This window comes from Nocardioides sp. F233, assembly GCF_057813895.1.
In genome coordinates this window covers 617,266-641,174 of sequence record NZ_JBVASH010000002.1, presented here as the reverse complement: position 1 = coordinate 641,174, position 23,909 = coordinate 617,266, and the positions used below count along the sequence as shown (strand labels likewise).

General features: G+C 72.1%; 22 protein-coding genes and 1 tRNA gene. 10 read left to right on the top strand and 13 right to left on the bottom strand.

Features of this window, described 5'->3' with window-relative positions; genetic code table 11:
• Nucleotides 1-52 precede the first annotated feature (52 nt).
• Genes thrB through ACZYRU_RS09450 form a run of 4 tightly spaced genes read right to left on the bottom strand, consistent with a single transcriptional unit; the run spans nucleotide 53 to nucleotide 4,382 of the window.
• The gene (gene thrB, locus ACZYRU_RS09465; protein ID WP_488956833.1) at nucleotides 53-967 is read right to left on the bottom strand and encodes a homoserine kinase; all 915 of its coding nucleotides are present in this window, start codon (nucleotides 965-967) and stop codon (nucleotides 53-55) included.
• A gap of 5 nt (nucleotides 968-972) precedes the next feature.
• A complete protein-coding gene (gene thrC / locus ACZYRU_RS09460; protein ID WP_488956832.1) occupies nucleotides 973-2,043 on the bottom strand; it encodes a threonine synthase in 1,071 nt (356 codons plus the stop codon).
• Nucleotides 2,044-2,045: 2 nt separating this feature from the next.
• Nucleotides 2,046-3,380, bottom strand: a complete 1,335-nt coding sequence (locus ACZYRU_RS09455; RefSeq protein WP_488956831.1) for a homoserine dehydrogenase — start codon at nucleotides 3,378-3,380, stop codon at nucleotides 2,046-2,048.
• Between the two features lie 60 nt (nucleotides 3,381-3,440).
• Nucleotides 3,441-4,382, bottom strand: a complete 942-nt coding sequence (locus ACZYRU_RS09450) for an NADP-dependent oxidoreductase (protein WP_488956830.1) — start codon at nucleotides 4,380-4,382, stop codon at nucleotides 3,441-3,443.
• A gap of 100 nt (nucleotides 4,383-4,482) precedes the next feature.
• Between ACZYRU_RS09450 and ACZYRU_RS09445 the strand changes: the two genes are divergently transcribed.
• Nucleotides 4,483-5,433, top strand: coding sequence for a GlxA family transcriptional regulator (locus ACZYRU_RS09445; RefSeq protein ID WP_488956829.1), 951 nt, complete (start codon nucleotides 4,483-4,485; stop codon nucleotides 5,431-5,433).
• Here the strand turns inward: ACZYRU_RS09445 and ACZYRU_RS09440 are convergent.
• Together ACZYRU_RS09440 and ACZYRU_RS09435 are read right to left on the bottom strand one after the other, a co-directional pair.
• Entirely contained in the window at nucleotides 5,430-6,767 is a 1,338-nt protein-coding gene (locus ACZYRU_RS09440) for an MFS transporter (RefSeq protein ID WP_488956828.1), read from the bottom strand. The two genes, ACZYRU_RS09445 and ACZYRU_RS09440, sit on opposite strands and share 4 nt — an antisense overlap.
• Nucleotides 6,764-7,723 carry a zinc-binding dehydrogenase gene (locus ACZYRU_RS09435; RefSeq protein ID WP_488956827.1) on the bottom strand — a complete coding sequence of 320 codons (960 nt, stop codon included), beginning with the start codon at nucleotides 7,721-7,723 and terminating at the stop codon, nucleotides 6,764-6,766. The genes ACZYRU_RS09440 and ACZYRU_RS09435 overlap by 4 nt, the downstream gene beginning before the upstream one ends.
• 36 nt (nucleotides 7,724-7,759) lie before the next feature.
• Here ACZYRU_RS09435 and soxR point away from each other — a divergent pair, with 36 nt between their 5' ends.
• Nucleotides 7,760-8,224 carry a redox-sensitive transcriptional activator SoxR gene (gene soxR, locus ACZYRU_RS09430; RefSeq protein WP_488956826.1) on the top strand — a complete coding sequence of 155 codons (465 nt, stop codon included), beginning with the start codon at nucleotides 7,760-7,762 and terminating at the stop codon, nucleotides 8,222-8,224.
• Here soxR and lysA read toward each other — a convergent pair whose 3' ends face one another.
• Both lysA and argS read right to left on the bottom strand, forming a co-directional pair.
• The gene (lysA, locus tag ACZYRU_RS09425; protein WP_488956825.1) at nucleotides 8,225-9,607 is read right to left on the bottom strand and encodes a diaminopimelate decarboxylase; all 1,383 of its coding nucleotides are present in this window, start codon (nucleotides 9,605-9,607) and stop codon (nucleotides 8,225-8,227) included.
• On the bottom strand, nucleotides 9,607-11,277 hold the full coding sequence (gene argS / locus ACZYRU_RS09420) for an arginine--tRNA ligase (RefSeq protein ID WP_488956824.1): 1,671 nt from the start codon (nucleotides 11,275-11,277) through the stop codon (nucleotides 9,607-9,609). Before argS ends, lysA begins: the two co-directional genes overlap by 1 nt.
• 94 nt (nucleotides 11,278-11,371) lie before the next feature.
• Here argS and ACZYRU_RS09415 point away from each other — a divergent pair.
• Together ACZYRU_RS09415 and ACZYRU_RS09410 are read left to right on the top strand one after the other, a co-directional pair.
• Nucleotides 11,372-11,444 (top strand) — tRNA-Arg (locus ACZYRU_RS09415).
• A gap of 3 nt (nucleotides 11,445-11,447) precedes the next feature.
• Complete coding sequence (locus tag ACZYRU_RS09410; RefSeq protein WP_488956823.1) at nucleotides 11,448-12,005, top strand: RNA 2'-phosphotransferase; 558 nt, start codon at nucleotides 11,448-11,450, stop codon at nucleotides 12,003-12,005.
• A 5-nt stretch (nucleotides 12,006-12,010) separates the two neighbouring features.
• Here the strand turns inward: ACZYRU_RS09410 and ACZYRU_RS09405 are convergent, their stop codons facing one another.
• Entirely contained in the window at nucleotides 12,011-12,451 is a 441-nt protein-coding gene (locus ACZYRU_RS09405) for a hypothetical protein (protein ID WP_488956822.1), read from the bottom strand.
• A 30-nt stretch (nucleotides 12,452-12,481) separates the two neighbouring features.
• Here ACZYRU_RS09405 and rnhA point away from each other — a divergent pair, with 30 nt between their 5' ends.
• The 3 genes from rnhA to ACZYRU_RS09390 all read left to right on the top strand — a co-directional run bounded on the left by rnhA (nucleotide 12,482) and on the right by ACZYRU_RS09390 (nucleotide 17,077).
• Nucleotides 12,482-12,958, top strand: a complete 477-nt coding sequence (rnhA, locus tag ACZYRU_RS09400; protein WP_488956821.1) for a ribonuclease HI — start codon at nucleotides 12,482-12,484, stop codon at nucleotides 12,956-12,958.
• 187 nt (nucleotides 12,959-13,145) lie between these two features.
• Nucleotides 13,146-16,901, top strand: coding sequence for a multifunctional oxoglutarate decarboxylase/oxoglutarate dehydrogenase thiamine pyrophosphate-binding subunit/dihydrolipoyllysine-residue succinyltransferase subunit (locus ACZYRU_RS09395; protein ID WP_488956820.1), 3,756 nt, complete (start codon nucleotides 13,146-13,148; stop codon nucleotides 16,899-16,901).
• Complete coding sequence (locus tag ACZYRU_RS09390; RefSeq protein WP_164483660.1) at nucleotides 16,901-17,077, top strand: DUF6104 family protein; 177 nt, start codon at nucleotides 16,901-16,903, stop codon at nucleotides 17,075-17,077. Before ACZYRU_RS09395 ends, ACZYRU_RS09390 begins: the two co-directional genes overlap by 1 nt.
• Nucleotides 17,078-17,156: 79 nt before the next feature.
• On the opposite strand, the gene ACZYRU_RS09385 is transcribed toward ACZYRU_RS09390, so the two are convergent.
• Nucleotides 17,157-19,289: an MMPL family transporter gene (locus tag ACZYRU_RS09385; RefSeq protein ID WP_488956819.1), complete on the bottom strand. Its 2,133-nt coding sequence runs from the start codon at nucleotides 19,287-19,289 to the stop codon at nucleotides 17,157-17,159.
• 81 nt (nucleotides 19,290-19,370) lie between these two features.
• Here ACZYRU_RS09385 and ACZYRU_RS09380 point away from each other — a divergent pair, with 81 nt between their 5' ends.
• The 3 genes from ACZYRU_RS09380 to ACZYRU_RS09370 are packed head-to-tail and all read left to right on the top strand — an operon-like array spanning nucleotide 19,371 to nucleotide 21,296.
• Nucleotides 19,371-20,015 carry a TetR/AcrR family transcriptional regulator gene (locus ACZYRU_RS09380; protein ID WP_488956818.1) on the top strand — a complete coding sequence of 215 codons (645 nt, stop codon included), beginning with the start codon at nucleotides 19,371-19,373 and terminating at the stop codon, nucleotides 20,013-20,015.
• Nucleotides 20,016-20,025: 10 nt separating this feature from the next.
• Nucleotides 20,026-20,694 carry a hypothetical protein gene (locus ACZYRU_RS09375; RefSeq protein ID WP_488956817.1) on the top strand — a complete coding sequence of 223 codons (669 nt, stop codon included), beginning with the start codon at nucleotides 20,026-20,028 and terminating at the stop codon, nucleotides 20,692-20,694.
• Nucleotides 20,691-21,296 carry an acetoacetate decarboxylase family protein gene (locus ACZYRU_RS09370; protein WP_488956816.1) on the top strand — a complete coding sequence of 202 codons (606 nt, stop codon included), beginning with the start codon at nucleotides 20,691-20,693 and terminating at the stop codon, nucleotides 21,294-21,296. Before ACZYRU_RS09375 ends, ACZYRU_RS09370 begins: the two co-directional genes overlap by 4 nt.
• Here ACZYRU_RS09370 and ACZYRU_RS09365 read toward each other — a convergent pair.
• Genes ACZYRU_RS09365 through ACZYRU_RS09355 form a run of 3 tightly spaced genes read right to left on the bottom strand, consistent with a single transcriptional unit; the run spans nucleotide 21,293 to nucleotide 23,857 of the window.
• Entirely contained in the window at nucleotides 21,293-21,541 is a 249-nt protein-coding gene (locus tag ACZYRU_RS09365) for a hypothetical protein (RefSeq protein ID WP_488956815.1), read from the bottom strand. The genes ACZYRU_RS09370 and ACZYRU_RS09365 overlap by 4 nt on opposite strands.
• A gap of 25 nt (nucleotides 21,542-21,566) precedes the next feature.
• On the bottom strand, nucleotides 21,567-22,715 hold the full coding sequence (locus ACZYRU_RS09360; protein ID WP_488956814.1) for a fatty acid desaturase family protein: 1,149 nt from the start codon (nucleotides 22,713-22,715) through the stop codon (nucleotides 21,567-21,569).
• A gap of 11 nt (nucleotides 22,716-22,726) precedes the next feature.
• Nucleotides 22,727-23,857 carry a ferredoxin reductase gene (locus tag ACZYRU_RS09355; protein WP_488956813.1) on the bottom strand — a complete coding sequence of 377 codons (1,131 nt, stop codon included), beginning with the start codon at nucleotides 23,855-23,857 and terminating at the stop codon, nucleotides 22,727-22,729.
• Between the last annotated feature and the right edge of the window lie 52 nt (nucleotides 23,858-23,909).

Below are 23,909 nucleotides of genomic sequence, written 5' to 3'. Positions count from 1 at the left end.
AGAACTGCGGCGCTGCGTCAATGTACCACCACGGTGGCGGGGATCACGGGGCTCAGTGGTCGTCCGGCGCGGCGCCGGTGCCGCTGACGGCCAGCGCCTGCCCGCCCCACCCCGCGGGGCACCGGGCGAGGAGCTCCTCGGTCGCGACCGAGCCGGGACCGTCGGTGAAGGCCAGCACGGTCGGGCCGGCACCGGAGATCACGGCCGGAATGCCGTCGGCACGGAGCGCCTCGACGAGGGCGAGGCTCTCGGGCATCGCGGGCCGGCGGTACTCCTGGTGCAGCCGGTCCTCGGTCGCCCGCAGCAGCTCCTCGGGGTGCCCCGACAGGGCGGCGACGAGGAGAGCGGCGCGGCCGGCGTTGGCGGCCGCGTCCGCATGGGGTACGTCGGCCGGCAGCAACCCGCGCGCCGCCTCGGTCTCGACCGGGGTGGTCGGCACGAAGACGACCGCACCGACGCGGGGGTCGACGCTGCCGGGGACCGCCCAGAAGGAGCCGTCGGCGTCCTGGCCGGAGATCACGAAGCCACCGAGCAGGGCCGGAGCCACGTTGTCGGGGTGGCCCTCGAGCTGGGCCGCGAGATCGAGCAGCGCGGCGTCGTCGAGCAGGAGGTGCCCGCCGGCGACCAGCTCCCGGGCGAGCCACACGCCGGCGACGATCGCGGCCGACGAGGAGCCGAGCCCGCGGGCGTGCGGGATGACGTTGGTGCAGGACAGGCGCAGGCCGGTCGGCTGCTTGCCCAGGCGGTCGAAGGTCGCGCGCATCGCGCGGACCACGAGGTGCCGCTCGTCGCGCGGGACCTGGCCCTCGCCGTACCCCTGGACCTCGACGACGAGCCCGTCGGGCAGCACCTCGGCCTCGAGCCGGTCGTGCAGATCGAGGGCGAGGCCCAGGGTGTCGAACCCGGGACCGAGGTTGGCCGACGTCGCGGGCACCCGGACCCGGACCGGGCCCTCCACGAAGGTCATCGGGGTCAGAGGCCTGCGGCCGCAGCGGCGGCGTCGACGTCGGCGTCGACCACCACGTCGGGCAGCACCAGGCCGTCGAGGGCGGTGGCGATGTCCTTGAGGCCGTGGCCGGTGACGGTGATCGCGACGGTGGTGCCGGTGTAGGACTCCCCCGCCTCGAGCTCGGCGAGCAGACCGGCGATGCCGGCGGCCGACGCGGGCTCGACGAAGACGCCGTCGTTGGCCGCGAGCGCCTTCTGCGCGGCCAGGATCTGGCCGTCGGAGACGGCGGCGAACCGGCCGCCGGACTCGTCGCGGGCCGCCTCGGCGAGCTTCCAGGACGCGGGGTTGCCGATCCGGATCGCGGTGGCGCGGGTCTCGGGGTCGGGGAACGGCTCGCCGGTGACCAGCGGCGCCGCGCCCTCGGCCTGGAAGCCCCGCATCACGGGCCTCTTCGTGGCGCGGCCGAGGCCGGCGTACTGCGTGTAGCCGAGCCAGTACGCCGAGATGTTGCCCGCGTTGCCGACCGGCAGCAGGTGGTAGTCGGGGGCGTCGCCGAGGAAGTCGACGATCTCGAAGGCGGCCGTCTTCTGGCCCTCGAGGCGGGCCGGGTTGACCGAGTTGACGAGGGCGACGGGGTACTTCCACGCCATCTCGCGCGCCATCCGCAGGCAGTCGTCGAAGTTGCCCCGGACCTGGATGACCTGCGAGCCGTGGAGCACGGCCTGGGCCATCTTGCCGGCGGCGATCTTGCCCTCGGGGACGAGGACGATCGGGGTGACGCCGGCCTTGGCGGCGTACGCGGCCATCGACGCGGACGTGTTGCCGGTCGAGGCGCACACGACGGCCTTCGCGCCCTCGTGGACGGCGACCGAGAGGGCCGTGGTCATGCCGCGGTCCTTGAAGGACCCGGTCGGGTTGTTGCCCTCGACCTTGAGCCACACCTGGGCGCCGGTCAGGCCGGAGAGCCACTCGGAGTGGACCAGCGGGGTCCCGCCCTCACGCAGCGTCACCGCCGGCGTGTCCTGGGGGATGTCGAGGAGCTCGCGGTACTCCTCGATGACGCCGCGCCACTGACCGTTGGGTGTGTTGCTCATGCTCACTCTTCGGTTCCCTCGACGCGCATCACCGAGGTGACCTCGCGCACGATGTCCATGTCACGCAGGTGGTCGACGGTCGCAGCCAGCGCCGCGTCCGTGGCCTCGTGCGAGACGACGACGAGCTGGGCATCGTCGCCCCGCCCCTCCTGACGAACGGTCTGGATGGAGACGCCGTGCTCGGCGAAGGCCAGGGCCACCGCCGCGAGCACGCCCGCCTTGTCGTCCACGTCGATGGCGACGTGGTAGCGGGTGCGGGTCTCCCCCATCGGCAGCACGGCCCGGTCGGCGTACGCCGACTCGCCGACGCCGCGCGTGCCCTGGCGGTGGTTGCGCGCGACCGTGACGAGGTCGCCGAGGACGGCGCTCGCGGTCGGGGACCCACCGGCACCGGGGCCGTAGAACATCAGCTGGCCGGCGGCCTCGGACTCGACGAAGACCGCGTTGTAGGCCTCGCGGACACTCGCCAGCGGGTGTGACCTGGGGATCATCGCCGGGTGGACCCGGACGCTGACCGCCTCGTCGCCGTTGTCGTCGGTGCGCAGCTCGGCGATCGCGAGCAGCTTGACGACGCTGCCCATGTCGCGCGCCGAGCGGACGTCGCCGGCGCTGACCTCGGTGATGCCCTCGCGGTGCACGTCGTTCGCGGTCACCCGCGAGTGGAACGCCAGGCTCGCGAGGATCGCGGCCTTGGCCGCGGCGTCGAAGCCCTCGACGTCGGCGGTCGGGTCCGCCTCGGCGTACCCGAGGGCCTGGGCCTCCTCCAGCGCGTCGCCGAAGCCCGCGCCCGAGGTGTCCATCTTGTCGAGGATGAAGTTGGTGGTGCCGTTGACGATGCCGAGCACCCGGGTCACCTTGTCGCCGGCGAGCGACTCGCGCAGCGGACGCAGGATCGGGATGGCACCGGCGACGGCCGCCTCGTAGTAGAGGTCGCGGCCGGCCTTCTCGGCGGCCTCGAAGAGGGTCGCGCCGTCCTCGGCGAGCAGCGCCTTGTTGGCCGTCACGACCGACGCGCCGTGCTCGAGCGCCGACAGGATGAGCGTGCGAGCCGGCTCGATGCCGCCGATCACCTCGATCACGACGTCGACGTCGTCGCGGGCGACGAGCGCCGCGGCGTCCGTGGTGAGCAGCCCGGCAGGGACCTCGACCTCGCGGGGGCTGTCGAGACGTCGTACGGCGACGCCGACCAGCTCCACGGGGGCCCCGACCCGGGCCGCAAGGTCGTCGGCCTGCTCACCGAGCAGCCGCACCACCTGCGACCCCACGGAACCGCAACCGAGCACGGCAACCTTGAGAGGACTGTTCACCCGCTGATCGTATCGGCGGCGGTGGACCATCCCGTCAGGGACGGCAGAACGCGGACACCTTGCGGTCGCCGGACCCGGGGCGGGGGGCTGTCACGGCAGCGTGACGACGACCTTCCCCGTCACCCGTCCGGTCTCCAGCCGCTCCTGGGCGGCGACGACCTCGTCGAGCGGGAAGGCTCCGTCGACGAGGACGGTGAGCCGGTCGGCGTCGGCCAGGGCCGCGACCTCGGCGAGAGTTGCGCCGTCGGCGGTGACCATGATCCGCTCGACGCCGGTCGCGCCCGCTGCCCGCAGCGCCTCGACCGCGCCCTCCGGGAAGGCGGTGATCGTGATGACCGCGGTGCCCTCCCGGACCGCACCCAGCGGCGGGACCCCGTCGCCGACCGTGGACAGCACGACGTCGACGGGACCGATCGCCGCCAGGGCGTCCTCGTCGCGGTAGTCGACCAGCTCGTCGGCGCCGAGACCGGCCAGGACGGCGTGCTTGGCCGGGCTCGCCGTGGCGACCACGTGGGCGCCGCGGGCCTTGGCGACCTGGATCGCGAGGTGGCCGACCCCGCCGGCTCCCCCGAGCACCAGCACCCTCTTGCCGGTCGCGTCGCCGACGAGACCAGCAGCCTCGAACGCGTGCCACGCGGTGAGCACGGCCAGCGGAGCGGCGCCCTGCTGCTCGACCTTCCACGACGTGGGCGCCTTCGCGAGGTCCGCCGCCGGGACGACCACGAGCTCGGCGAGGGTGTGCGCCGCGCGCGGGAAGCGCGCCAGCCCGAACACGGCGTCGCCGACCTCCAGCGACGTCACCGCCGCACCGGTCGCGAGAACCTCGCCGGCCACGTCCCAGCCGGGCAGGGGCGAGTACTCGATCGGCCCGAAGTCGCCCCCGGCCGCGCGGATCTTGACGTCGACCGGGTTCAGCCCGACGGCCGCGACCCGGACGAGCACCTCGTCGTCCGCGGGTACCGGGTCGGCGACCTCGACCAGCTCGGTGACCTCGGCGGCGGCGCCGGCCCCGGTGTAGCGCACTGCGCGCATCACTTCTCCTTCATTCGTGTTCCTGGTGGAGCCTCCAGCCTTCCGGCTGCCGGGATCGCTCACCAGTGGCCCGATGGACGACATGTGTCATGATCTGGCCATGCGCTCGTCCTCCCCGCACCGCATCGGCGTCGTCGCCCTGCCCGGCGTCTACGCCTACGAGCTCGGCGTCGCGTCACGGTTCTTCGGCGCCGCCGAGGTCGACGGCCGGCCCGCCTACGAGGTCGTCACGTGCAGCCTGGACGGACGGCCGGTGGCGACGTCCGCGGACTTCTCGGTCGTGGTCGGCGCTGACCGCTCGGTGCTCGACGAGGTCGACACGATCGTCGTACCCCCGTGGGACACGGCCCTCGACGGCGCCGACCCGATCGGCCTCGCCGACCACGCCGCGCAGCGGGTGGTGTCGTACTGCACCGGCGCGTTCACCGTCGCCGCCTCCGGCCGGCTCGACGGCCGGGCCGCGACGACCCACTGGCGCAAGGCGGACCAGTTCCGCGTCGCGTTCCCGCAGGTGGACTTCCGGCCGGACGCGCTGTTCGTCGACGAGGGCGACGTCCTGACCGCGGCCGGCGCATCGGCCGCCATCGACCTGACGCTGCACATCATCGCCAAGGATCTCGGCGCCGCCGTCGCCGCCGACGTGTCGCGAGCCACCCTCGCCCCGCCGCACCGCGGCGGCGGGCAGTCGCAGTTCGTGGCGCGTCCCGTCGTGGCGGACGGCCCGGGGACCACCGCCGACGTCCGCGCCTGGCTCCTGGACCGACTCGACCGGCCGGTCAGCCTGGACGAGGTCGCCGCGGCATTCGGCCTGAGCGTGCGGACGTTGACGCGGAGGTTCCGGGACGAGACCGGCATCACCGTGGGGAACTGGCTGGTCCAGGCCCGCGTCGAACGGGCCAAGGAGCTGCTGGAGACGAGCGATGCCGTCGTCGACGTGGTCGCGGAGCGGGCCGGCTTCGCCACCGCCGCCGCCTTGCGCAAGCACTTCCGGGACCGGGTCGGGCTCTCCCCGCAGCAGTACCGCGCCCGCTTCTCGCTCCGGGCGTCCTAGTCGAGCCGCGTCGCCGGGACGAGTGCGAGCGCGGCCGTGACGGCTGCGGCGAGCACCAGCCCGGTGGCCGCGGCTTCCGGCGCCGTCACGGCGAATCCGGCGAACACGACGCCCCCGAGGGCGAGCCCGGCGCTGTTGGCGAGGTAGTCGTTGAGCTGCAGCGCCGACGACGTACGCCCTTCCTCTCCGTGCTGCGCGGTCGCCAGGGCGAGGACCGAGAGCGTCGAGAAGGCCATGCCGATGCCGAGGCCGGCGGCGCCCCAACCGAGCACCGGTACGACGAGCGGGACTCCCGGCACGGCGACGAGCGCGAACCCGCCGATGCCAGCAGCCAGCAGCACCGCACCGAGCCGGACGCGCGTGGGCTGATCGGCGAGCAGGCGCCACCGGGCGGCGAGCACCGCGCCGGCGGACCAGGTCACCGCTCCGGTCGTGAGCACCCAACCGGCCTGGGCCAGGGAGAGGTCGCGCTGCAAGGTGAGCAGCAGCGGGACGTAGACCTCCGGGGCGGCGAAGGCGGTGCCGATCGCGGCCCGCGAGCCGAGGACGGCCGGCAGGCCAGGACCCATCCGCCAGGTGCCGGGTGGCAGCAGGCGGCGGGCACCGGCGGCGATCGCGGCGAGGCCTGCGGCCACGAGGAGCGGCCAGGCGGGGAGGGTGCGCTGGCCGGCCAGGCTGACGAGCAGCACGCCGCCCGCGGCGAGCAGCGCGACCGGGAGCCGGCCTGGCTCGGACCGGTCGACGCCCGGGCGTGAGGGGGCGTCGGCGACGAGCAGCCAGGCCGCGACCGCGACCAGCGGGACGCCGAGGAAGACCCAGCGCCAGCCCACCGCTGCGGCGACCTGGGCCGCGAGCACCGGTCCCACGAGGGCCGGCAACACCCAGGCCGTGGTCAGTACGGCGAACACGCGCGGCCGCAGGTCCTCCGGGTAGGCCTGCGCGATCACGACGTACAGGGCGACGCCGAGCACGCCGCCGCCGTACCCGTGGACGAGGCGGCCGAGCAGGAAGACAGGCATCGACGGCGCGAGTCCGGCGATCACGACCCCGGCACAGAAGATGAGGAGTCCCCGGCGCAGCGCCGGCCCCGGTCCGCGCCGGTCGACCTCGGCACCGGCAGCCGCGAGGGCCACGACGGACGCGGCGAGCGGAGCAGCGAAGGCGACGGCGTACCAGCGCAGGCCGTCGAGGTCGTCGGCCACGTCGGGCATCACCGTGGCGACGGCGAGCGCCTCGAAGGCGAAGAGGAAGGCCAGTGCGAAGACGCCGACCGTGGTCCGGCCGTGCCGGCCCCGCCACGGCGAGGTCGCCGCGGGCTCGACGAGGGCCGTCACCGCGGAGGCCGCTCGACCAGGAGGACCACCTTGCCGGTGGTGGCGCCGGCCTCCAGCGCACGGTGGGCGCTGGAGGCGTCGGCGAGTGGGAAGGCGGAGCCGACGTACGGCACCCGCTCGCCGCCGGCCGCCGCGTCCAGGGCCAGGCGCTCGAACTCGGCCAGCCGGCTCATGATGGGCGGGCCGAGCACGTCGACGACGGGGCGCGCCGGGTCGTCGTACGCGTTCTGGGTGCCGGACGCCCAGCCGTAGCGGACCAGCCGTCCTCCTGTGGCGAGCCGGTCGTAGAGCGCCTGCCCGACGTCTCCCCCGACGCCGTCGAGGACGAGGGTGAGCGGTCCAGGGACGCCGTCGACCCAACCGGGGGCACGGCGGTCGAGGGCCGGGTCGGCGCCGTGGCTGGCGGCGACGGCGACCTTGTCGGGTCCGCCAGCGATGCCGATGGCCGTCGCACCGAGGTTGCGCACGCCCTGCAGGAGCAGGGTCCCGAGCCCGCCGGCAGCGGAGGTGACGGCGACGACGTCGTCGGCGACGAGGTTCGAGAGCTCGAGGATCGCGGCAGCGGTGCGGCCGGTGCCGATCGCGGCGACGGCGGTGGCGGCGTCGAGGTGGTCCGGCAGGGCGTGGGCCCTGGTCGCCTCGACGACCGCCTGGTCGGCGTACCCACCACCGGCGAAGCCGAGGTGCGCCACGACCCGACGCCCCAGCCAGTGCTCGTCGACGCCGTCGCCCACGCGGTCGACGAACCCCGCGACCTCGCGCCCCGGGATCACCGGCAGCTCGGGTGCCGGGCCGGCGCCGAACGACTCTCCCGCCCGGATCGAGGTGTCGAGCAGGTGGACGCCGGCGACCTCGACGGCGATCCGGAGCTGGCCGGGCGCCGGGGAGAGGTCGGGCAGCTGCTCGAGGCGGAGGAGGTCGGCGGGCCCGAAGGCGTGGTGACGGATCGCGTGCATGACGGCATTCGACAACCTGAACTAGGGTTGAGGTCAATGGACCTCAACCGCGCCCTCCGCAGCCACGACCTCACCCCCAGCGACGTCGCCCACCGCTCGGGCGTCGCCGTCTCCGCCCTGCACTACTACGAGCGCGAGGGCCTGATCACCAGCATCCGCACGGCCGGCAACCAGCGCCGCTACCACCGCGACGTGCTGCGCCGGGTCGCCTTCATCCGGGTCTCCCAGGGCGTCGGCGTCTCCCTCGCCGAGATCCGCGACGCCCTCGCCACCCTCCCCGAGGGCCGCACCCCCACCAAGGCCGACTGGGCGCGCCTGTCCCGCGCCTGGCGCAGCACGCTCGACGACCGGATCAACCGGCTCGAGAGACTGCGCGACACCCTCGACGACTGCATCGGCTGCGGCTGCCTGTCGCTGAAGTCGTGCTCGCTGGCCAATCCCGGCGACGTGCTGCAGCGGTATGGCGACGGGCCGGTGCGGCTCGTCGGGCCCTCCCGCTAGTCAGCCGAGGTCGGTCGCGAGCAGGTCGTCGACCGTCTCCCGACGTACGACGACCCGGGCCTGCCCGTCCTTGACCGCGACCACCGGCGGGCGGAGGGCGTGGTTGTAGTTGGACGCCATCGAGCGGCCGTAGGCCCCCGTCGCAGGTACGGCGACCAGGTCGCCCGGGGCGATGTCGCCGGGCAGGAACTCGTCCTTGACCACGATGTCGCCGGACTCGCAGTGCTTGCCGACGACGCGGGCCAGCACCGGCGCGGCGTCGGAGGCGCGGGAGGCGAGGGTGCAGGAGTAGTCGGCGTCGTACAGGGCGGTGCGGATGTTGTCGCTCATCCCGCCGTCGACGGAGACGTAGGTGCGGGTGGCGCCGCCGTCGAGGGCGACCTGCTTGACGGTGCCGACGGTGTAGACGGTGCACATCGCCGGGCCGACGATGGCACGGCCGGGCTCGATCGACAGGTGCGGGACGGCGATGCCGAGGGCGGCGCACTCCCCCGTGACGATCTTGGTGATCTGCTCGGCCAGCACTGCCGGGTCGGCGGGGTCGTCCTGGGTCGTGTACGCGATGCCGAAGCCGCCGCCGAGGTCGAGCTCGGGCATGACGTGAGCCAGCTCGGTGGCGATGCGGGCGTGCAGGGCGAGCACGCGACGCGCGGCCACCTCCCAGCCGGAGGTGTCGAAGATCTGCGAGCCGATGTGGCTGTGCAGGCCGCGCAACTCGAGGCTGTCGTGCGCGACGACGCGCGACGCGGCCTCGAAGGCGTCGCCCGAGGAGATCGAGAAGCCGAACTTCTGGTCCTCGTGGGCGGTCGCGATGAACTCGTGGGTGTGCGCCTCGACGCCCGCGGTCACCCGGATCATCACGCCCTGGCGTACGCCGAGCTGCCGGGCGACGTCGGCGACGCGGTCGATCTCGTGGAACGAGTCCACGATGATCCGGCCCACGCCGGCGTCGACGGCACGGCGCAGCTCCATCGCCGTCTTGTTGTTGCCGTGGTAGCCGATCCGCGCCGGGTCGGTGCCGGCGCGCAGGGCGACGGTCAGCTCGCCGTCGCTGCACACGTCGAGGCAGAGTCCCTCCTCCGCCACCCATCGGGCGACGGCCGTGCACAGGAACGCCTTGCCGGCGTAGTAGACGTCGTAGCCGGCGAAGCCGTCGCGGAACCCGCGCGCCCGCGAGCGGAAGTCGTCCTCGTCGAGGACGTACGCCGGGGTGTTGACGTCGGCGACCAGGTCCGGGACCGCCAGCCCGCCGACGTGCAGCACGCCGTCGTCCTTGCGCGCCGACGACGACCACAGCGCAGGGATGAGGGCGTTGACGTCGGACGGCTCACGCAGCCAGACGGGCGACGTACCGGCGTAGTCGCCGGGCGGGACGCGTCCCATCACATGCGCTCCGGCGCGGAGACGCCGAGCAGGTCGAGGCCGTTGGCGATCACGGTCTGCGTGGCGACGACGAGCACGAGGCGTGCCAGGTTGGCCGGGCCGACGGGCTCGTCGCCCTGCGGCAGCATCCGGCACTCCTTGGTGTCGTACCACTTGTTGAAGACCGACGCGGTGTCCTCGAGGTAGCGCGCGATCCGGTGCGGCTCGCGGAGCTCGGCGGCGCTGGCCACGACCCGCGGGTACTCGGCCAGCGCGCGCAGCAGCTCACCGTCGCGGTCGTGGGACAACAGGCTCGGGTCGAAGGCGTCGCCGGGCAGCGTCATGCCGAGGTCCGCGGCGTTGGCGAGCATCCGGCAGGTCCGCGCGTGGGCGTACTGCACGTAGTAGACCGGGTTGTCGTTGGACGCCTTGGTGATCTCGGCGACGTCGAGGGTCAGCGGCGAGTCGGCCGGGTAGCGCGCCAGCGAGTAGCGCAGCGCGTCGACGCCGATCTCCCGGGCCAGGTCGTCGAGCGTGACGATGTTGCCGGCCCGCTTGGACAGCTTGAGCTCCTGGCCGTCCTTGAGGATCTTGACCAGCTGGCCGATCAGCACGTCGAGGGTCTGGTTCGGGTCGTCGCCGACGCAGGCCGCCATCGCCCGCAACCGGCCGACGTACCCGTGGTGGTCGGCGCCGAGCAGGTAGATGCAGTGGTCGAAGCCCCGCGCCCGCTTGTTGAGGTAGTAGGCGGTGTCGGAGGCGAAGTAGGTGAGCTCGCCGTCGGACTTGATGAGGACCCGGTCCTTGTCGTCGCCGAAGTCGGTGGTGCGCATCCACAGCGCGCCGCCGTCCTCGAAGACGTGCCCGAGGTCCTTGAGCCGCTGCAGCGTCTGCGGCACCGAGCCCGAGTCGTGCAGCGAGAGCTCTGAGAACCACACGTCGAAATGCGTGTTGAACCCGTCGAGCTGCTCCTGCTGCTCGGCGAGCTGGATCTCGTAGCCCTTCGCCCGTACGGCGGAGCGCCGCTCGTCGCCCTCCAGCTGGAAGATGCCGGGGCTGGCCGCCTCGACGGCCTTGGCGAGGTCGTTGACGTAGTCGCCGGCGTACCCGTCCTCGGGCTTCGGCTCGCCCAGCGCCGCGGCGATGATCGAGTCGGCGAAGTGGTTCATCTGCACGCCGCGGTCGTTGATGTAGAACTCGCGCGTCACGTCGGCGCCCGCCGCCGCGAGCACCCGGCCGATCGCGTCGCCGAGCACCGCCCACCGAGTGTGGCCCAGGTGCAGCGGACCGGTCGGGTTGGCAGAGATGAACTCGACGTTGATCTTCTGGCCCTGCAGGAGGTCGGTGCGTCCGTACGACGTCCCGGCGGCGACGACCTCGGCCGCCACCTGTCCCTGCGCGCCGGCCTCGACCGTGATGTTGAGGAAGCCCGGCCCGGCCAGCTCGACGTCGGCGATCCCGTCGGCCTGCTTGAGCTGGGCCGCCAGCAGCTCACCGAGCGCCCGCGGGTTGGTCCCGGCCTTCTTGGCCAGCTGCAGCGCGACGTTGGTCGCGTAGTCCCCGTGCCCCTTCTGCCGCGGTCGCTCCACCGTCACCTCGCTCGGGACGCCGTCGGGCAGGGCGAGATCGCCCTGGTCGACGAGCGTCGAGAGGGCGTCGACGATCGTGGTGGAGAGCTGCGCTGGAGTCACCGGCCAAGGGTATCGAGGGGCACCGGTTTCCTTTGCACGGATATCGACCGGTAGGGTTCCTCATCGCGCCACCGACCTCATCGTCGAGGCGCATGCCTCCGTAGCTCAGGGGATAGAGCACTGGTTTCCGGTACCAGGTGTCGCAGGTTCGAATCCTGCCGGAGGCGCCCATGGATTCACACGACATCTCCTTGTCGAAGCACCTCTCCCTCGTCCTGCGGCACCGGCCGGACTCGATCGGAATCACGCTCGATGCCCACGGGTGGGTCGCACTCGATGCTCTCGTCGCGGCTCTCCACGCTGCCCGCGCCCCCGCGACCCGTGCCGACGTGCTGCGCGTCGTCGCCGGCAGCGACAAGCAGCGCTTCGAGCACGACCCCGCCACGGACCTGGTCCGCGCTCACCAGGGCCACTCCGTCCCGGTCGACCTCGACCTGACGCCCGCAGCACCGCCGGACGTCCTCTTCCACGGGACGCCCTGGCGCAACGTCGACTCGATCCTCGCCACCGGACTGGACCGCCGGCAGCGCCACCACGTCCACCTCTCCCCCGACCGCTCGACGGCCGAGCGGGTCGGCGCGCGACGGGGCGACTTCGTGGTGCTCCGGGTGGACGCGGCCGCCATGGCCGCCTCCGGGCACACGTTCTGGCGCACCGGCAACGGCGTGTGGCTCGTCGACGCCGTGCCGCCGTCGTTCCTCGGCCTGGACGAACCCGCCGGGGACTGACTCCCTCAGCCGGACGGCGTCGCCCGCCGCACCAGGCAGGCCAGCTCCCGCACCGCGAGCTGCAGCTGCGTGAGGTCACCGACGCCGGCAGCGTCGTACGGCCAGCCCTCCTCGAACGCCTCCTCGACGACGGCGTCGGCCAGCTCCTCGAGCTCCTCGAGGCGGGCCAGCCGGTCGGCGGGGACCGACACGACCCGCTCGACGCTCGGGCGGGGGCGCCACTTCACGCGGTCGACGTCGCGCAGCCGGAGCTCGACGACGCCGTCGGGGAGGCCCTGCTCGGCCATCCGGACGACCTCGACCCGCTTCGAGCCGGCGCGGACGACGTACCCGACAACGGGGGCCTTGCCCGGCCGGCGCAGGCGGATCTCGACGTGGCGCTGTCGCTCCTCCGCCCTGCGCAGTCGGGTCCGGACCTTGTCGCGCTCGGGGTGCTTGCTCGTCACCTCGCCCATGGTGCCCCGTACCCTCGCTCCGTGCCATCGACCTCGCCCGACCCGACCTCCCGCGTCACCATCCACACCGACGGCGCCTGCCTGGGCAACCCGGGCCCCGGCGGGTGGGGCGCGCTGCTGAGGTACGGCCAGCACGAGAAGGAGCTGTACGGCGGCGAGGCGGCCACGACCAACAACCGGATGGAGCTGATGGCGGCCATCCAGGCCCTCGAGTCGCTCAACCGGCGCTCGGCCGTCGACCTCTACACCGACAGCAGCTACGTCCGGAACGGGATCCTGTCGTGGGTCGCGAAGTGGAAGGCCAACGGCTGGCGCACGTCCGCCAAGGCGCCGGTCAAGAACGACGACCTGTGGCGCCGCCTCGATGCCGCCGCGGCCGCCCACGACGTCGAGTGGCACTGGGTCAAGGGGCATGCCGGCGACCCCGGCAACGAGCGCGCCGACACCCTCGCCGGACAGGGTGCGCGCGAGGCGCGCGACGGCGTCACGACCGCCTGATCACCGCAGGACGAGAACACGTTCCACAGGCGGGAAACGGCGCCTCGGTGTCTGATGCGCAACACCTCGCAGCAAAGGGTGACCACAGGGCGGTATTTGCTTCCCCGGGGGACTAGCCTTGGCGGTCGACAGCCACCCGCTATCGGCAGCGGGTGCGTCCAGCTCATCGGAAGAGGCGAAGCACGTCGTGACGCAGTCGTCAGACCAGTCCACCGGATCTCCCGTTCCTGAGGACTTCGGGGCCAACGAGTGGCTCGTGGAGGAGATGAAGGAACGGTTCGAGGCCGATCCGAGCAGCGTCGATCCCGCATGGGCGACGTTCTTCAGGAACGGCAGCAGCAACGGTACGACGACCGCCGTCGCCGCTGCGCCGACCGCTCCGGCCGCAACCGCCCCCACAGCCCCGGCCCCCACAGCCCCGGCCCCCGCCGCCACGGCAGCACCCGCCGCGCCGGCCGCCCCGGCCGCCGCGCCGACCCCGAAGGCCACCCCTGCCCCGCAGGTGAGCCCCGCCTCCTCGACGACGCCGACGCCGCCGAAGGCCGACTCCCCCGCCCCGACGCCGAAGGACGCCCCGCGCCCGGCGCCGGTCACGGCCAGCGACGAGCCGACCCTGACGGTGCTGCGCGGCATCCCGGCCGCGACCGCGAAGAACATGGACATCTCGCTGTCGGTGCCGACGGCGACCTCGGTGCGCAACATCCCGGTCAAGCTGCTCTGGGACAACCGCATCGTCATCAACAGCCACCTCAAGCGCGCCCGCGGCGGCAAGGTGTCCTTCACCCACCTCATCGGCTACGCGATCGTCAAGGCGATCAAGGCGCTGCCGGCGATGAACAACACCTTCGACGAGATCGACGGCAAGCCGACCATGGTCACGCCGGCCCACATCAACCTGGGCCTGGCGATCGACCAGCAGAAGAAGGACGGCACCCGCCAGCTGGTGGCGCCGAGCATCAAGGCGTGTGAGTCGATGGACTTCGCGCAGTTCTGGACGGCGTACGAGGACATCGTGCGCAAGGCCAAGGACAACAAGCTGACCATGGAGGACTACTCCGGTACGACGGTCAGCCTCACCAACGTCGGCGGCCTCGGCACCAACAACTCGGTGCCGCGCCTGATGCAGGGCCAGGCCGCGATCATCGGCGTCGGCTCGATGGACTACCCGCCGGAGTTCCAGGGCGCGTCCGAGGACACGATCGCGCGCAACGCGATCTCCCGGATCATGACGATGACCTCGACGTACGACCACCGCGTCATCCAGGGCGCACAGTCGGGCGAGTTCCTCGGCCAGGTGCACAAGTACCTGCTCGGCCAGGACGGCTTCTACGACGAGATCTTCCGCGCACTGCGGATCCCCTACGAGCCGATCCGCTGGAACGCCGACATCGCGACGTCCCACGACGACCAGATCGACAAGCAGGCCCGGATCCTCGAGCTGATCCACGCCTACCGCGTGCGCGGCCACCTGATGGCCGACACCGACCCGCTGGAGTACAAGCAGCGCAGCCACCCGGACCTGCGCATCGAGTCGCACGGCCTGACTCTGTGGGACCTCGAGCGCGAGTTCCCGACCGGCTCGTTCGGTGGCCGCGACCGCCGCTTCATGAAGCTGCGCGACATCCTCGGCATCCTGCGTGACTCCTACTGCCGCACCACCGGCATCGAGTACATGCACATCATGGATCCCGAGCAGCGCGCGTGGATCCAGGAGCGCGTCGAGCAGCCCCACAGCAAGCCGCCCCGCGAGGAGCAGCTGCGGATCCTGCTGAAGCTCAACCAGGCCGAGGCCTTCGAGACCTTCCTGCAGACCAAGTTCGTGGGCCAGAAGCGGTTCTCGCTCGAGGGTGGCGAGACCACGGTCCCCGTCGTCGACGAGATCGCCGAGGCGGCCGCGCAGGCCGGCCTGGTCGAGGTCGCGATCGGCATGGCCCACCGCGGCCGGCTCAACATGCTGGCCAACATCGTCGGCAAGTCCTACAACCAGATCTTCCGCGAGTTCGAGGGCAACATCGACCCGCGCACGGTCCAGGGCTCCGGCGACGTGAAGTACCACCTGGGCGCCGAGGGCACCTTCGTGGCCGGCACCGGCGAGACCATCGCCGTGTCGATCGCCGCGAACCCCTCGCACCTCGAGACGGTCGACCCGGTCCTCGAGGGCATCGCCCGCGCCAAGCAGGACGTGCTCGACCGTGGCGCCGAGTTCCCGGTGCTGCCGATGCTCATCCACGGCGACGCGGCCTTCGCTGGCCAGGGTGTCGTGGCCGAGACGCTCAACCTCTCGCAGCTGCGCGGCTACCGCACCGGCGGCACGATCCACGTGGTCATCAACAACCAGGTCGGGTTCACCACCTCCCCCGGCTCGTCGCGCTCGACGCTCTACTGCACCGACGTGGCCCGGATGGTGCAGGCGCCGATCTTCCACGTCAACGGCGACGACCCGGAGGCGTGCATCCGCGTCGCCCGGCTCGCGTTCGAGTACCGCCAGGCGTTCAACAGCGACGTCGTCATCGACCTCGTCTGCTACCGCCGCCGCGGGCACAACGAGGGCGACGACCCGTCGTACACCCAGCCGCTGATGTACGACCTCATCGAGCAGAAGCGCTCGGTCCGCAAGCTCTACACGGAGTCCCTCATCGGTCGTGGCGACATCACGATCGAGGAGGCCGAGCAGGTGCTGCGCGACTACCAGCAGCAGCTGGAGCGCGTGTTCACCGAGGTCCGCGAGGCGTCGTCGGCGCCCAAGGAGTGGACGACCGTCCCGGACTACCCGGACAAGTCGGTCGGCGAGACCCAGACCGCCGTGACGCCGGAGGTCCTCAAGCGGATCGCCGATGCCTACGTGACCCCGCCCGACGGCTTCACCGTCCACCCGAAGGTGATGCCCCAGCTCCAGCGCCGCGCCGCCGCGATCGCCGACGGCCCGATCGACTGGGGCACCGGCGAGATCCTCGCGTTCGGCTCGCTGCTGATGGACGGGCGCCCGGTGCGCCTGGCCGGCCAGGACTCGCGGCGCGGCACGTTCGTGCAGCGGTTCGCGACGATCATCGACCGGGTCAACGCCGACGAGTGGACGCCGCTGGCCAACCTCACCGAGGAGCAGGCGAAGTTCTTCGTCTACGACAGCCTGCTGTCGGAGTACGCCGCGCTCGGCTTCGAGTACGGCTACTCGGTGGCCCGCCCCGACGCGCTCGTGCTGTGGGAGGCTCAGTTCGGCGACTTCGTCAACGGCGCCCAGTCCGTCATCGACGAGTACATCTCGGCCGGCAAGACCAAGTGGGGCCAGGACTCCGGCGTCGTGCTGCTGCTGCCGCACGGCTACGAGGGCCAGGGTGCCGACCACTCGTCCGCGCGCATCGAGCGGTTCCTCGCCCTGTGCGCCGACGAGGCGATGGTCGTCGCGCAGCCGTCGACGCCCGCGTCGTACTTCCACCTGCTGCGCCGCCACTCGCTCGGCGAGGAGCACCTGCCGCTCATCGTGTTCACGCCGAAGTCGATGCTCAAGCGCAAGGAGGCGGCCTCGGTGCCGGCCGACTTCACCTCCGGCGAGTTCCGCCCGGTGATCGGCGACGCGACGGCGGACCCGGCCAAGGTGAAGACCGTGCTGCTCGTCTCGGGCCGGCTCACCTGGGACCTGATGGTCGAGCGCCAGAAGTCGGAGCGCGACGACGTGGCGATCCTACGCGTCGAGCAGCTCTACCCGTGGCCGACCGAGCAGGTGAAGGCCGAGCTCGACAAGTACCCGAACGCCACCGTGAAGTGGGTCCAGGACGAGCCCTACAACCAGGGCCCGTGGCCGTCGTTCTACCTGAACGTCGTCCCGCAGCTGGGCCGGGCCATCCAGCCCGTCACCCGCGCCGCGTCCTCCACCACGGCGGTCGGTACGGCCAAGCGCCACCAGGAGGAGGCCAAGGTCCTCATCGGCGAAGCGTTCGGCGACTGATGTACTTCACCGACCGCGGGATCGAGGAGCTCGAGCAGCGGCGGGGCGACGAGGAGGTCACCCTGGCCTGGCTCGGCGAGCGGCTGCAGGAGTTCGTCGACACGCACCCGGAGTTCGAGACGGCCGTCGAGCGGTTCGCCACCTGGCTGGCCCGGCTCGACGACCCCGAGGACTGAGCGCGAACAGAGCACGTACGACGAGGGCCCGGCGGATCTCCGCCGGGCCCTCGCCCCATCTCCGGTGACCCGTGGGAGGTCAGCCGACCGGAACCGGTTCGGGCGCCGCCTCGGGTGCGGCCTCGGAGAGGCCGACCCGGCGGTGCAGCGCCCGCAGCGGGCGCGGCGCCCACCAGGAGCGCTCCCCGAGCAGCCGGATGCTGGCCGGGAGCAGTACGCCGCGGACCAGGGTCGCGTCGATCAGGATCGCCAGCCCGGTGCCGAGCCCGAAGAACTGGATGAAGCTGACCGAGCTCACCAGGAAGGCGAAGAAGCTGATCGCGATCAGCGCCGCCGCGGTGCTGACGATCCGACCGGTGTGGGCCAGGCCGTGGACCATCGCCTCGTCGTTGGCCATCCCGCGGTCGCGCATCTCCTTGATCCGGCTCATCACGAAGACCTCGTAGTCCATCGACAGCCCGAAGGCGACGCAGAACAGCAGCACCATCATCGAGCTGTCCATCGGCTGCGGCGTGAAGCCGAGCACCCCGGACAGGTGGCCGTCCTGGAACACCCACACCATCGCGCCGAGGGTGGCGCCGAGGCCGACCGCGTTGAGCACGAGCGCCCGCAGCGGCTGGACGACGCTGCCGGTGAACAGGAACAGGATCACCATCGTGGTGAGCACCAGCCAGCCGGCGACGAGTGGCAGCCGGTCCCCGATCCCGGTCATCTGGTCGTGCAGCTCGGCGCTCGCTCCGCCCACGAGCGCCTGCGTCCCGGCAGGTGCGGGGACGTCGCGCACGTCGCCGACCAGGGCCCGCGCATCGGCGGACATCGGGTCGAGGTCGGTGACCACCGAGACCAGGTCGGCGTCACGACCCGCCTGGGTGTCGACCCGGACCACGCCGGGCAGCTCCCCCAGGGTCGCGGCGTACGACGCCAGCTCGGCCTCGGGCACCGTCGAGGTGGTGACCACCTGGATCGGGTGGGTGCCGTCACCGGCGAACGACGAGCGCAGCACGTCGCCGGCCTGCCGGCTGGACGCGCTCGTGGGCAGCACCCGGTCGTCCGGGGTGCCGAGCTCGATGCCGGCGAGCGGGATCGCCATCACCAGCAGGCCGGCGAGGACCGGCAGCGCACTGAGCAGCGGTCGCCGCGCCACGAACCGGGCCAGCCGTGCCCACACCGGCGCCTCCTCGCCCCGGATGCCGCGCATCCGCGGGACCGGCCAGGCGTCGATCCGGTCGCCGAGCAGGCTGATGCCCGCCGGGAGGACGACGACCGCGGCGAAGGCGGTGATCAGCATGACGCCGATGCCGGCGTAGGCGAAGGAGCGCAGGAAGTACATCGGGAACACGAGCAGCGCCGCCAGCGCCACCGCGACGGTGGTCGCGCTGAAGGCGATGGTCCGGCCCGCGGTCTCGACCGCCCGTCGTACGGCGTCCTGGTGGGCACGTCCCGCAGCCCGCTCCTCGCGTACCCGGGCCACCATGAGCAGTCCGTAGTCGACGGCGAGGCCGAGCCCGAGCCCCGTGGTGAGGTTGACCGAGTAGATCGAGACGTCGGTCGCCGAGCCGAGGATCGAGAGCTCGGCGAAGGTGCCGAAGATGGCGGCGACACCGACGCCGAGGGTGACCAGCGCGCCGACGACGTTGCCGAACGCCAGCACCAGCAGCACGAGGATGAGCGGGATCGCGATGCTCTCGGCGAGCCCGAGGTCCTGGCCGATCTGGGCACCGATCTCCTCGCCGACGACCTCGCCGCCGGCGACGTCGACCTTCAGCGGGCCGGCGGTGCCCTCGTACTCGTCGAGCACGGCACCCGGGTCGGCCTCCTCGCCGGGCGCGACCGACGCGGTGACCAGCGCGTACCTGCCGTCGGTCGAGCGCATCGGGCCGGCGCGGCCGTCGAAGTACGACACCACGTCGGCCAGTGCCGGGTCCGAGCGCAGCCGCTCGGTCAACGCGGCGCCCGCCTCGGTCGCGTCCGGGGCGTCGACGTCGCCGCCCGCTGCCTCGACGACGAACACGTAGTCGGCTCCCCCGGCGAACCGGTCCTCGAGGAGGGCCGCGGCGCGGCTGCTCTCGGAGTCGGGGTCGTCGAAGCCGGCCGTCTGCAGCTTGGAGAAGGCACCCACGCCGACGACCGCGGCGAGCACCACCCCGAGCAGGCCGAGCGCGAGCACCGTGCGGGCCCGCCTCGTCACCAGTCCACCGATCCAGCTGAACATCGCGCTCCTCCAATGTGTGCGCCCGTAAACTTTGTGAGTGTTAACTTGGCATGGATGTGTACGGGTGTCAACATGTTCTCCGTGACGACCTCGAAGCGGAGCTACCACCACGGCGACCTGCGCAACGCCCTCGCCCGGGCAGCGGCGGACCTCGCCGCGACCGGCGGCCCCGACGCCGTCACGATCCGCGGCGCGGCGCGCGAGGTGGGCGTCACCCCCACCGCGGCCTACCGGCACTTCGAGAACCAGGCCGAGCTGCTCGACGCCGCCCGGGCACTGGCGATGGACGGCATGGTCGCCGCGATGGCCGACTACCTCGCGCAGGTGCCGGCCGACGGTGACCCGGTCGAGCGGGCCGTCGAGCGGCTGCGCTCCACCGGACGCGGCTACGTCCGGTTCGCGATCGAGGGGCCCGGCGTCTTCCGGACCTGCTTCACCGGCGGCCTGCGCGACGAAGGCGGTGCGGACGGGATGGGCGAGCCGGCACCGTACCTGCTGCTCAGCGACATGCTCGACCAGCTGGTCGAGGTCGGCTACCTCGCCCCCGAGGACCGCCCGGACGCGGAGGCCGGTCCCTGGGCGGCGGTGCACGGCCTGGCGATGCTGCTCATCGACGGACCGATGTCGGAGCTGGGCCCGGCCGAGCAGGACGTCGCGATCGCACGCACCCTCGACATGGTCAGCCGCGGACTGGCAACCGGCCCGCGGGGTCGGCGTACCCACTAGTGTCACCCGCGTGAGCGAGGAGCTGATCGACTACGCGGCCTGGGGCGAGCACTTCTTCGCCACCGCCGTGACCGCCGAGCGGGTGCTGGCCGGCGTCAACGTGCTGGCCGGACGCCCCATCGACGTCGGCCCGCTGGGCGTCGGCCCCGGACGGATCGCCAAGGTGACCGCGCAGGGCACCATCGGTACGGCGACCGGCGAGCGTGTCGGTGCCGACCCGGTGTCCTTCCACGTCGACCTGCCGGTGACACTGAAGTTCAGCATCGACCTCGGCATGGACAAGCAGAACTTCGACGCCGAGATCACGGTGCCGCTCGTGATCACCGCACACGGGCGCGCCGACCTCGCCATCGTCCTCGACGTGACCCCGCCCGCGTCCGCACAGGTCGTCGTACGCCTCAAGGCGCAGGGCCTGCGCGCCTCACTGACCAGCAAGGCGGCCAACGTCGAGGGCGAGCTGCGCCGGTTCGTGGCGAAGTACGTCGCCAAGGAGCTCGAGAAGCCCTACGTCCGCCAGGCCACGATCATCGACGTGGGCGCCGCGGTCGAGAAGGCCGCCGCCGGGCTGGGCCCGCGCGAGGAGAGCCCGATGGCCGACGAGCTGACCGACGACCTGCCGGCCGCGATGGAGGCCGAGCTCGAGCACACCGCCCAGCTCTTCCTGGAGGACGACGAGTGAACGCCTATCCCCCGGCTCCGTGGCACATGCACGGGTCCCTGTGGCTGTCGGTGTTCCGGCTCGGCCGCGACGTCGACGCGCACCACCCTGCCGGGACGTACGGCGTCGCGCTGGTCTCCTACGAGGAGCCGAGCCCACTGACCTACCACGAGCTGCTGCTCGCCCGCACGACGAAGAACTCGGCCGGCAAGGGCGCGGTGACGATCACCGACATCTGGGTCGACTCCCCCGCCTCACAGGCCGGCGGCCGCGCGCTGTGGGCGATCCCCAAGGAGCTGTGCGACTTCGACCTCGACACCAGCTTCCGCGGTCCGGTCACCTCGACGGACTGGTCAGCGACCGTGGAGCGGCGCCCGATCGCCGAGGCCAGCTTCACCGACGTGTCCCGCGCCGCGGTCCGGTTGCCGTTCACCGGCCTGGTCGAGCAGCCCGGCATCCCCGAGCACCCGGAGACCGCCGACGTCGTGATGAAGGGCAACGCCAAGGCGCTGCCCTGCCGCGGCCGGTGGAGCTTCGCCGCCGACGGGCCGCTCGGGTTCATGCGGGACGCCCGGCAGCTGGGCTCGTTCCGGATGGCCGACTTCCGGCTCGCGTTCGACTAGGCCTCGTCGCCGGACTCCGGCAGCCCCGGCGCGTCCGAGCCGTGCTCGGCGAGCGCGCGCTGCGAGGAGTCCTTGATCTCGAAGATCTCGGTGGCGAAGCCGCCGACGGCCGCGGCCACCTCGCCCACGGCGCGGGTCACGATGCTCGCGACCTCGCCGACGGTCTGGGCCGCGGCCTCGGCACCCGCCTGGAGCGCGTCCTTGGTGATCTCGGCCTTGCTGAGGTGGTCGCGTCCGTCGCTCATGGGCGTCAGTCTCTCCCGCGGAGGCTCAGGCTGCCAACGAGTCCTCGGTCACGGCCTCGGGGCCGCGGACCGGAGCCGCCTTCGACGTACCGCCCGGGAACGAGAGGCGGACGATCTTGCGGAACACGCTGAACAGCTGCCGGTGCAGCGGGCCCTTGTTGTAGGGCAGCCCGTAGCGCTCGCAGATCGCCTCGACCTCGACAGCCATCTCGGGGTAGCGACGCGCGGGGATGTCCGGGAACAGGTGGTGCTCGATCTGGTGGGACAGGTTGCCGCTCATCACGTGCATCAACTTGCCGCCGGTGATGTTGGCCGAGCCGAGCATCTGACGCAGGTACCACTGGCCGCGGGTCTCGTTCTCGGTCTCCTCGACCGAGAAGGTCGCGACCCCGGCCGGGAAGTGGCCGCAGAAGATGATGTTGAAGGTCCAGATGTTGCGGACCAGGTTGGCGACGGCGTTGCCCGCGAGGGTGCTGAGGAAGAGCGGGCCCGTCAGCGCCGGGAAGAGCACGTAGTCCTTGAGGACCTGCTTGCCCATCTTCTTGCGGATCCGGCGCCAGATAGGGGCGTTCTCGCCGCGGAACATCCTGCGGCGACCGGCGAACACCTCCTCCGTCTCGAGGTCGTGCAGCGCCACGCCCCACTCGAAGAAGGTCATCAGCAAGAACGCCCACAGCGGGTTGCCGAGGTAGTAGGGGTTCCACTTCTGGTCCTCGTCCATGCGGAGGATGCCGTAGCCCACGTCGCGGTCCTTGCCCACGACGTTGGTGTAGGTGTGGTGCATGTAGTTGTGGCCGTACTTCCAGTTCTCCGCCGGGGCCATGGTGTCCCAGTCGAACATCCGGGAGTTGAACGTCGGGTCGCCCATCCAGTCGTACTGGCCGTGCATGACGTTGTGGCCGATCTCCATGTTGTCGAGGATCTTCGACACGCTGAGGGCGGCGACCGCGAGCGGCCAGGCCGGCGGCAGGTAGAACAGCGCCCGGCCGACGATCTCGAAGCTGCGCTGGGCCTTGACGACCTTGCGCAGGTACTCCGCGTCAGGCTCGCCGAGGTCGGCGATGACGCGCAGGCGGAGCGCGTCGAGCTCGGCTCCGAGCTGGTCGATCTCGGCGTGGGTCAGGCCGTGGTACTTCTCGTGGGTGTCGATGTCGGCGATCAGGGTGTCGGTCATCGCGATGCCTTTCACAGGTCGATGTGGCAGTCACCGGCGGCGGCGGTCACGCAGATGCGGACCTCCTCGTCCGGCAGCGCGGACTCCTCACCGGTCAGGATGTTGCGGACGGTGCCCGCGGTCTTGGTGCGCGTGCAGGAGAAGCAGATGCCCATCCGGCAACCGAACTCCGGCGTCAGACCGAGCTCCTCGGCCTGCTCGAGCAGGCTCGCGCCCGACGCGGCGACGGTCTTGCCGGCGCGGGTGAAGGAGATCTCGCCCTCGATCTCCTCGCCGGGCGCGGCCGCACGGGCGACCGCCGGCTTGAAGAACTCCATCTGCAGGCGGGTCGAGCCGTCGTACGCCTCGCGCACGAGCTCGACGAGCCCGGGCGGACCGCAGAGCCAGGTGTCGGTCTCCTTGTAATCGGGCACGAGCCGGCGCAGCTCGAACTCGCTGAAGATCTGGTCGCCGTGGCGCAGGTGCACGTCGACGCCGTTGTCGGCCTCGGCGATCGCCGCGAGCTCGTCAGCGAAGATCTGGTCCTCGGGGCTACGGGCGAAGTGCAGGAAGGTGACCTTGCGGCCGGCGTGCCCGTCGTACCCGTCGCGGAGCAGCGTGCGCAGCATCGACATCGCCGGGGTGATGCCCGAGCCGCCGGTGATGAACAGCAGCCGGCTGATCGTCGGGGTCGCCGGGCTCTCGACGAGGGTGAACTCGCCCTGCGCCTGGCTGAGGTGGAGGATCTGGCCGGGCTCGGCGTGCCGCACGAGGTACGACGACACCTGGCCCTCGTCGTGGGCGCGGATGGTGAGCGTGAACCGCTCACCGCGACCGGAGGCGGCCGAGGAGATCGAGAACGCCCGGGTGTGCCGCTTGGCCGAGCCGGGGAGCTCGACGCCGACCAGGACGTGCTGGCCGGCCCGGTGGCCGCGCCAGGTCGACGTCGGCTGCAGGGTGATCGTGGCGACCGGTGCGTCGCCGTCGGTCTCGCGGTGGATCGACACGATCCGGGCCCGGACGTCGTGCGCGGCCCACATGGGGTTGAAGCGCTCGAGATAGCTGTCGACGCCGTGCGGGGTGGTCAGCGCCGCGGCGAACCGCGAGCGCAGGAGCCGCCCGAGGGGTCCGCCGTAGGCCGGCGGGGAGATGAGCGCGGACATCGCGCCTCCTTCGTTGGCGGAAACTTGGGTGTACATCCGTACTCCGAAACTC

Bases quoted from the DNA above. Each gene is read 5' to 3' on its own strand.
- thrB (WP_488956833.1), bottom strand. From the start codon at position 967: ATGACCTTCGTGGAGGGCCCGGTCCGGGTCCGGGTGCCCGCGACGTCG.
- thrC (WP_488956832.1), bottom strand. From the start codon at position 2,043: ATGAGCAACACACCCAACGGTCAGTGGCGCGGCGTCATCGAGGAGTAC.
- ACZYRU_RS09455 (WP_488956831.1), bottom strand. From the start codon at position 3,380: ATGGTCCACCGCCGCCGATACGATCAGCGGGTGAACAGTCCTCTCAAG.
- ACZYRU_RS09450 (WP_488956830.1), bottom strand. From the start codon at position 4,382: ATGCGCGCAGTGCGCTACACCGGGGCCGGCGCCGCCGCCGAGGTCACC.
- ACZYRU_RS09445 (WP_488956829.1), top strand. From the start codon at position 4,483: ATGCGCTCGTCCTCCCCGCACCGCATCGGCGTCGTCGCCCTGCCCGGC.
- ACZYRU_RS09435 (WP_488956827.1), bottom strand. From the start codon at position 7,723: ATGCACGCGATCCGTCACCACGCCTTCGGGCCCGCCGACCTCCTCCGC.
- soxR (WP_488956826.1), top strand. From the start codon at position 7,760: ATGGACCTCAACCGCGCCCTCCGCAGCCACGACCTCACCCCCAGCGAC.
- lysA (WP_488956825.1), bottom strand. From the start codon at position 9,607: ATGGGACGCGTCCCGCCCGGCGACTACGCCGGTACGTCGCCCGTCTGG.
- ACZYRU_RS09410 (WP_488956823.1), top strand. From the start codon at position 11,448: ATGGATTCACACGACATCTCCTTGTCGAAGCACCTCTCCCTCGTCCTG.
- ACZYRU_RS09390 (WP_164483660.1), top strand. From the start codon at position 16,901: ATGTACTTCACCGACCGCGGGATCGAGGAGCTCGAGCAGCGGCGGGGC.
- ACZYRU_RS09385 (WP_488956819.1), bottom strand. From the start codon at position 19,289: ATGTTCAGCTGGATCGGTGGACTGGTGACGAGGCGGGCCCGCACGGTG.
- ACZYRU_RS09365 (WP_488956815.1), bottom strand. From the start codon at position 21,541: ATGAGCGACGGACGCGACCACCTCAGCAAGGCCGAGATCACCAAGGAC.
- ACZYRU_RS09360 (WP_488956814.1), bottom strand. From the start codon at position 22,715: ATGACCGACACCCTGATCGCCGACATCGACACCCACGAGAAGTACCAC.
- ACZYRU_RS09355 (WP_488956813.1), bottom strand. From the start codon at position 23,857: ATGTCCGCGCTCATCTCCCCGCCGGCCTACGGCGGACCCCTCGGGCGG.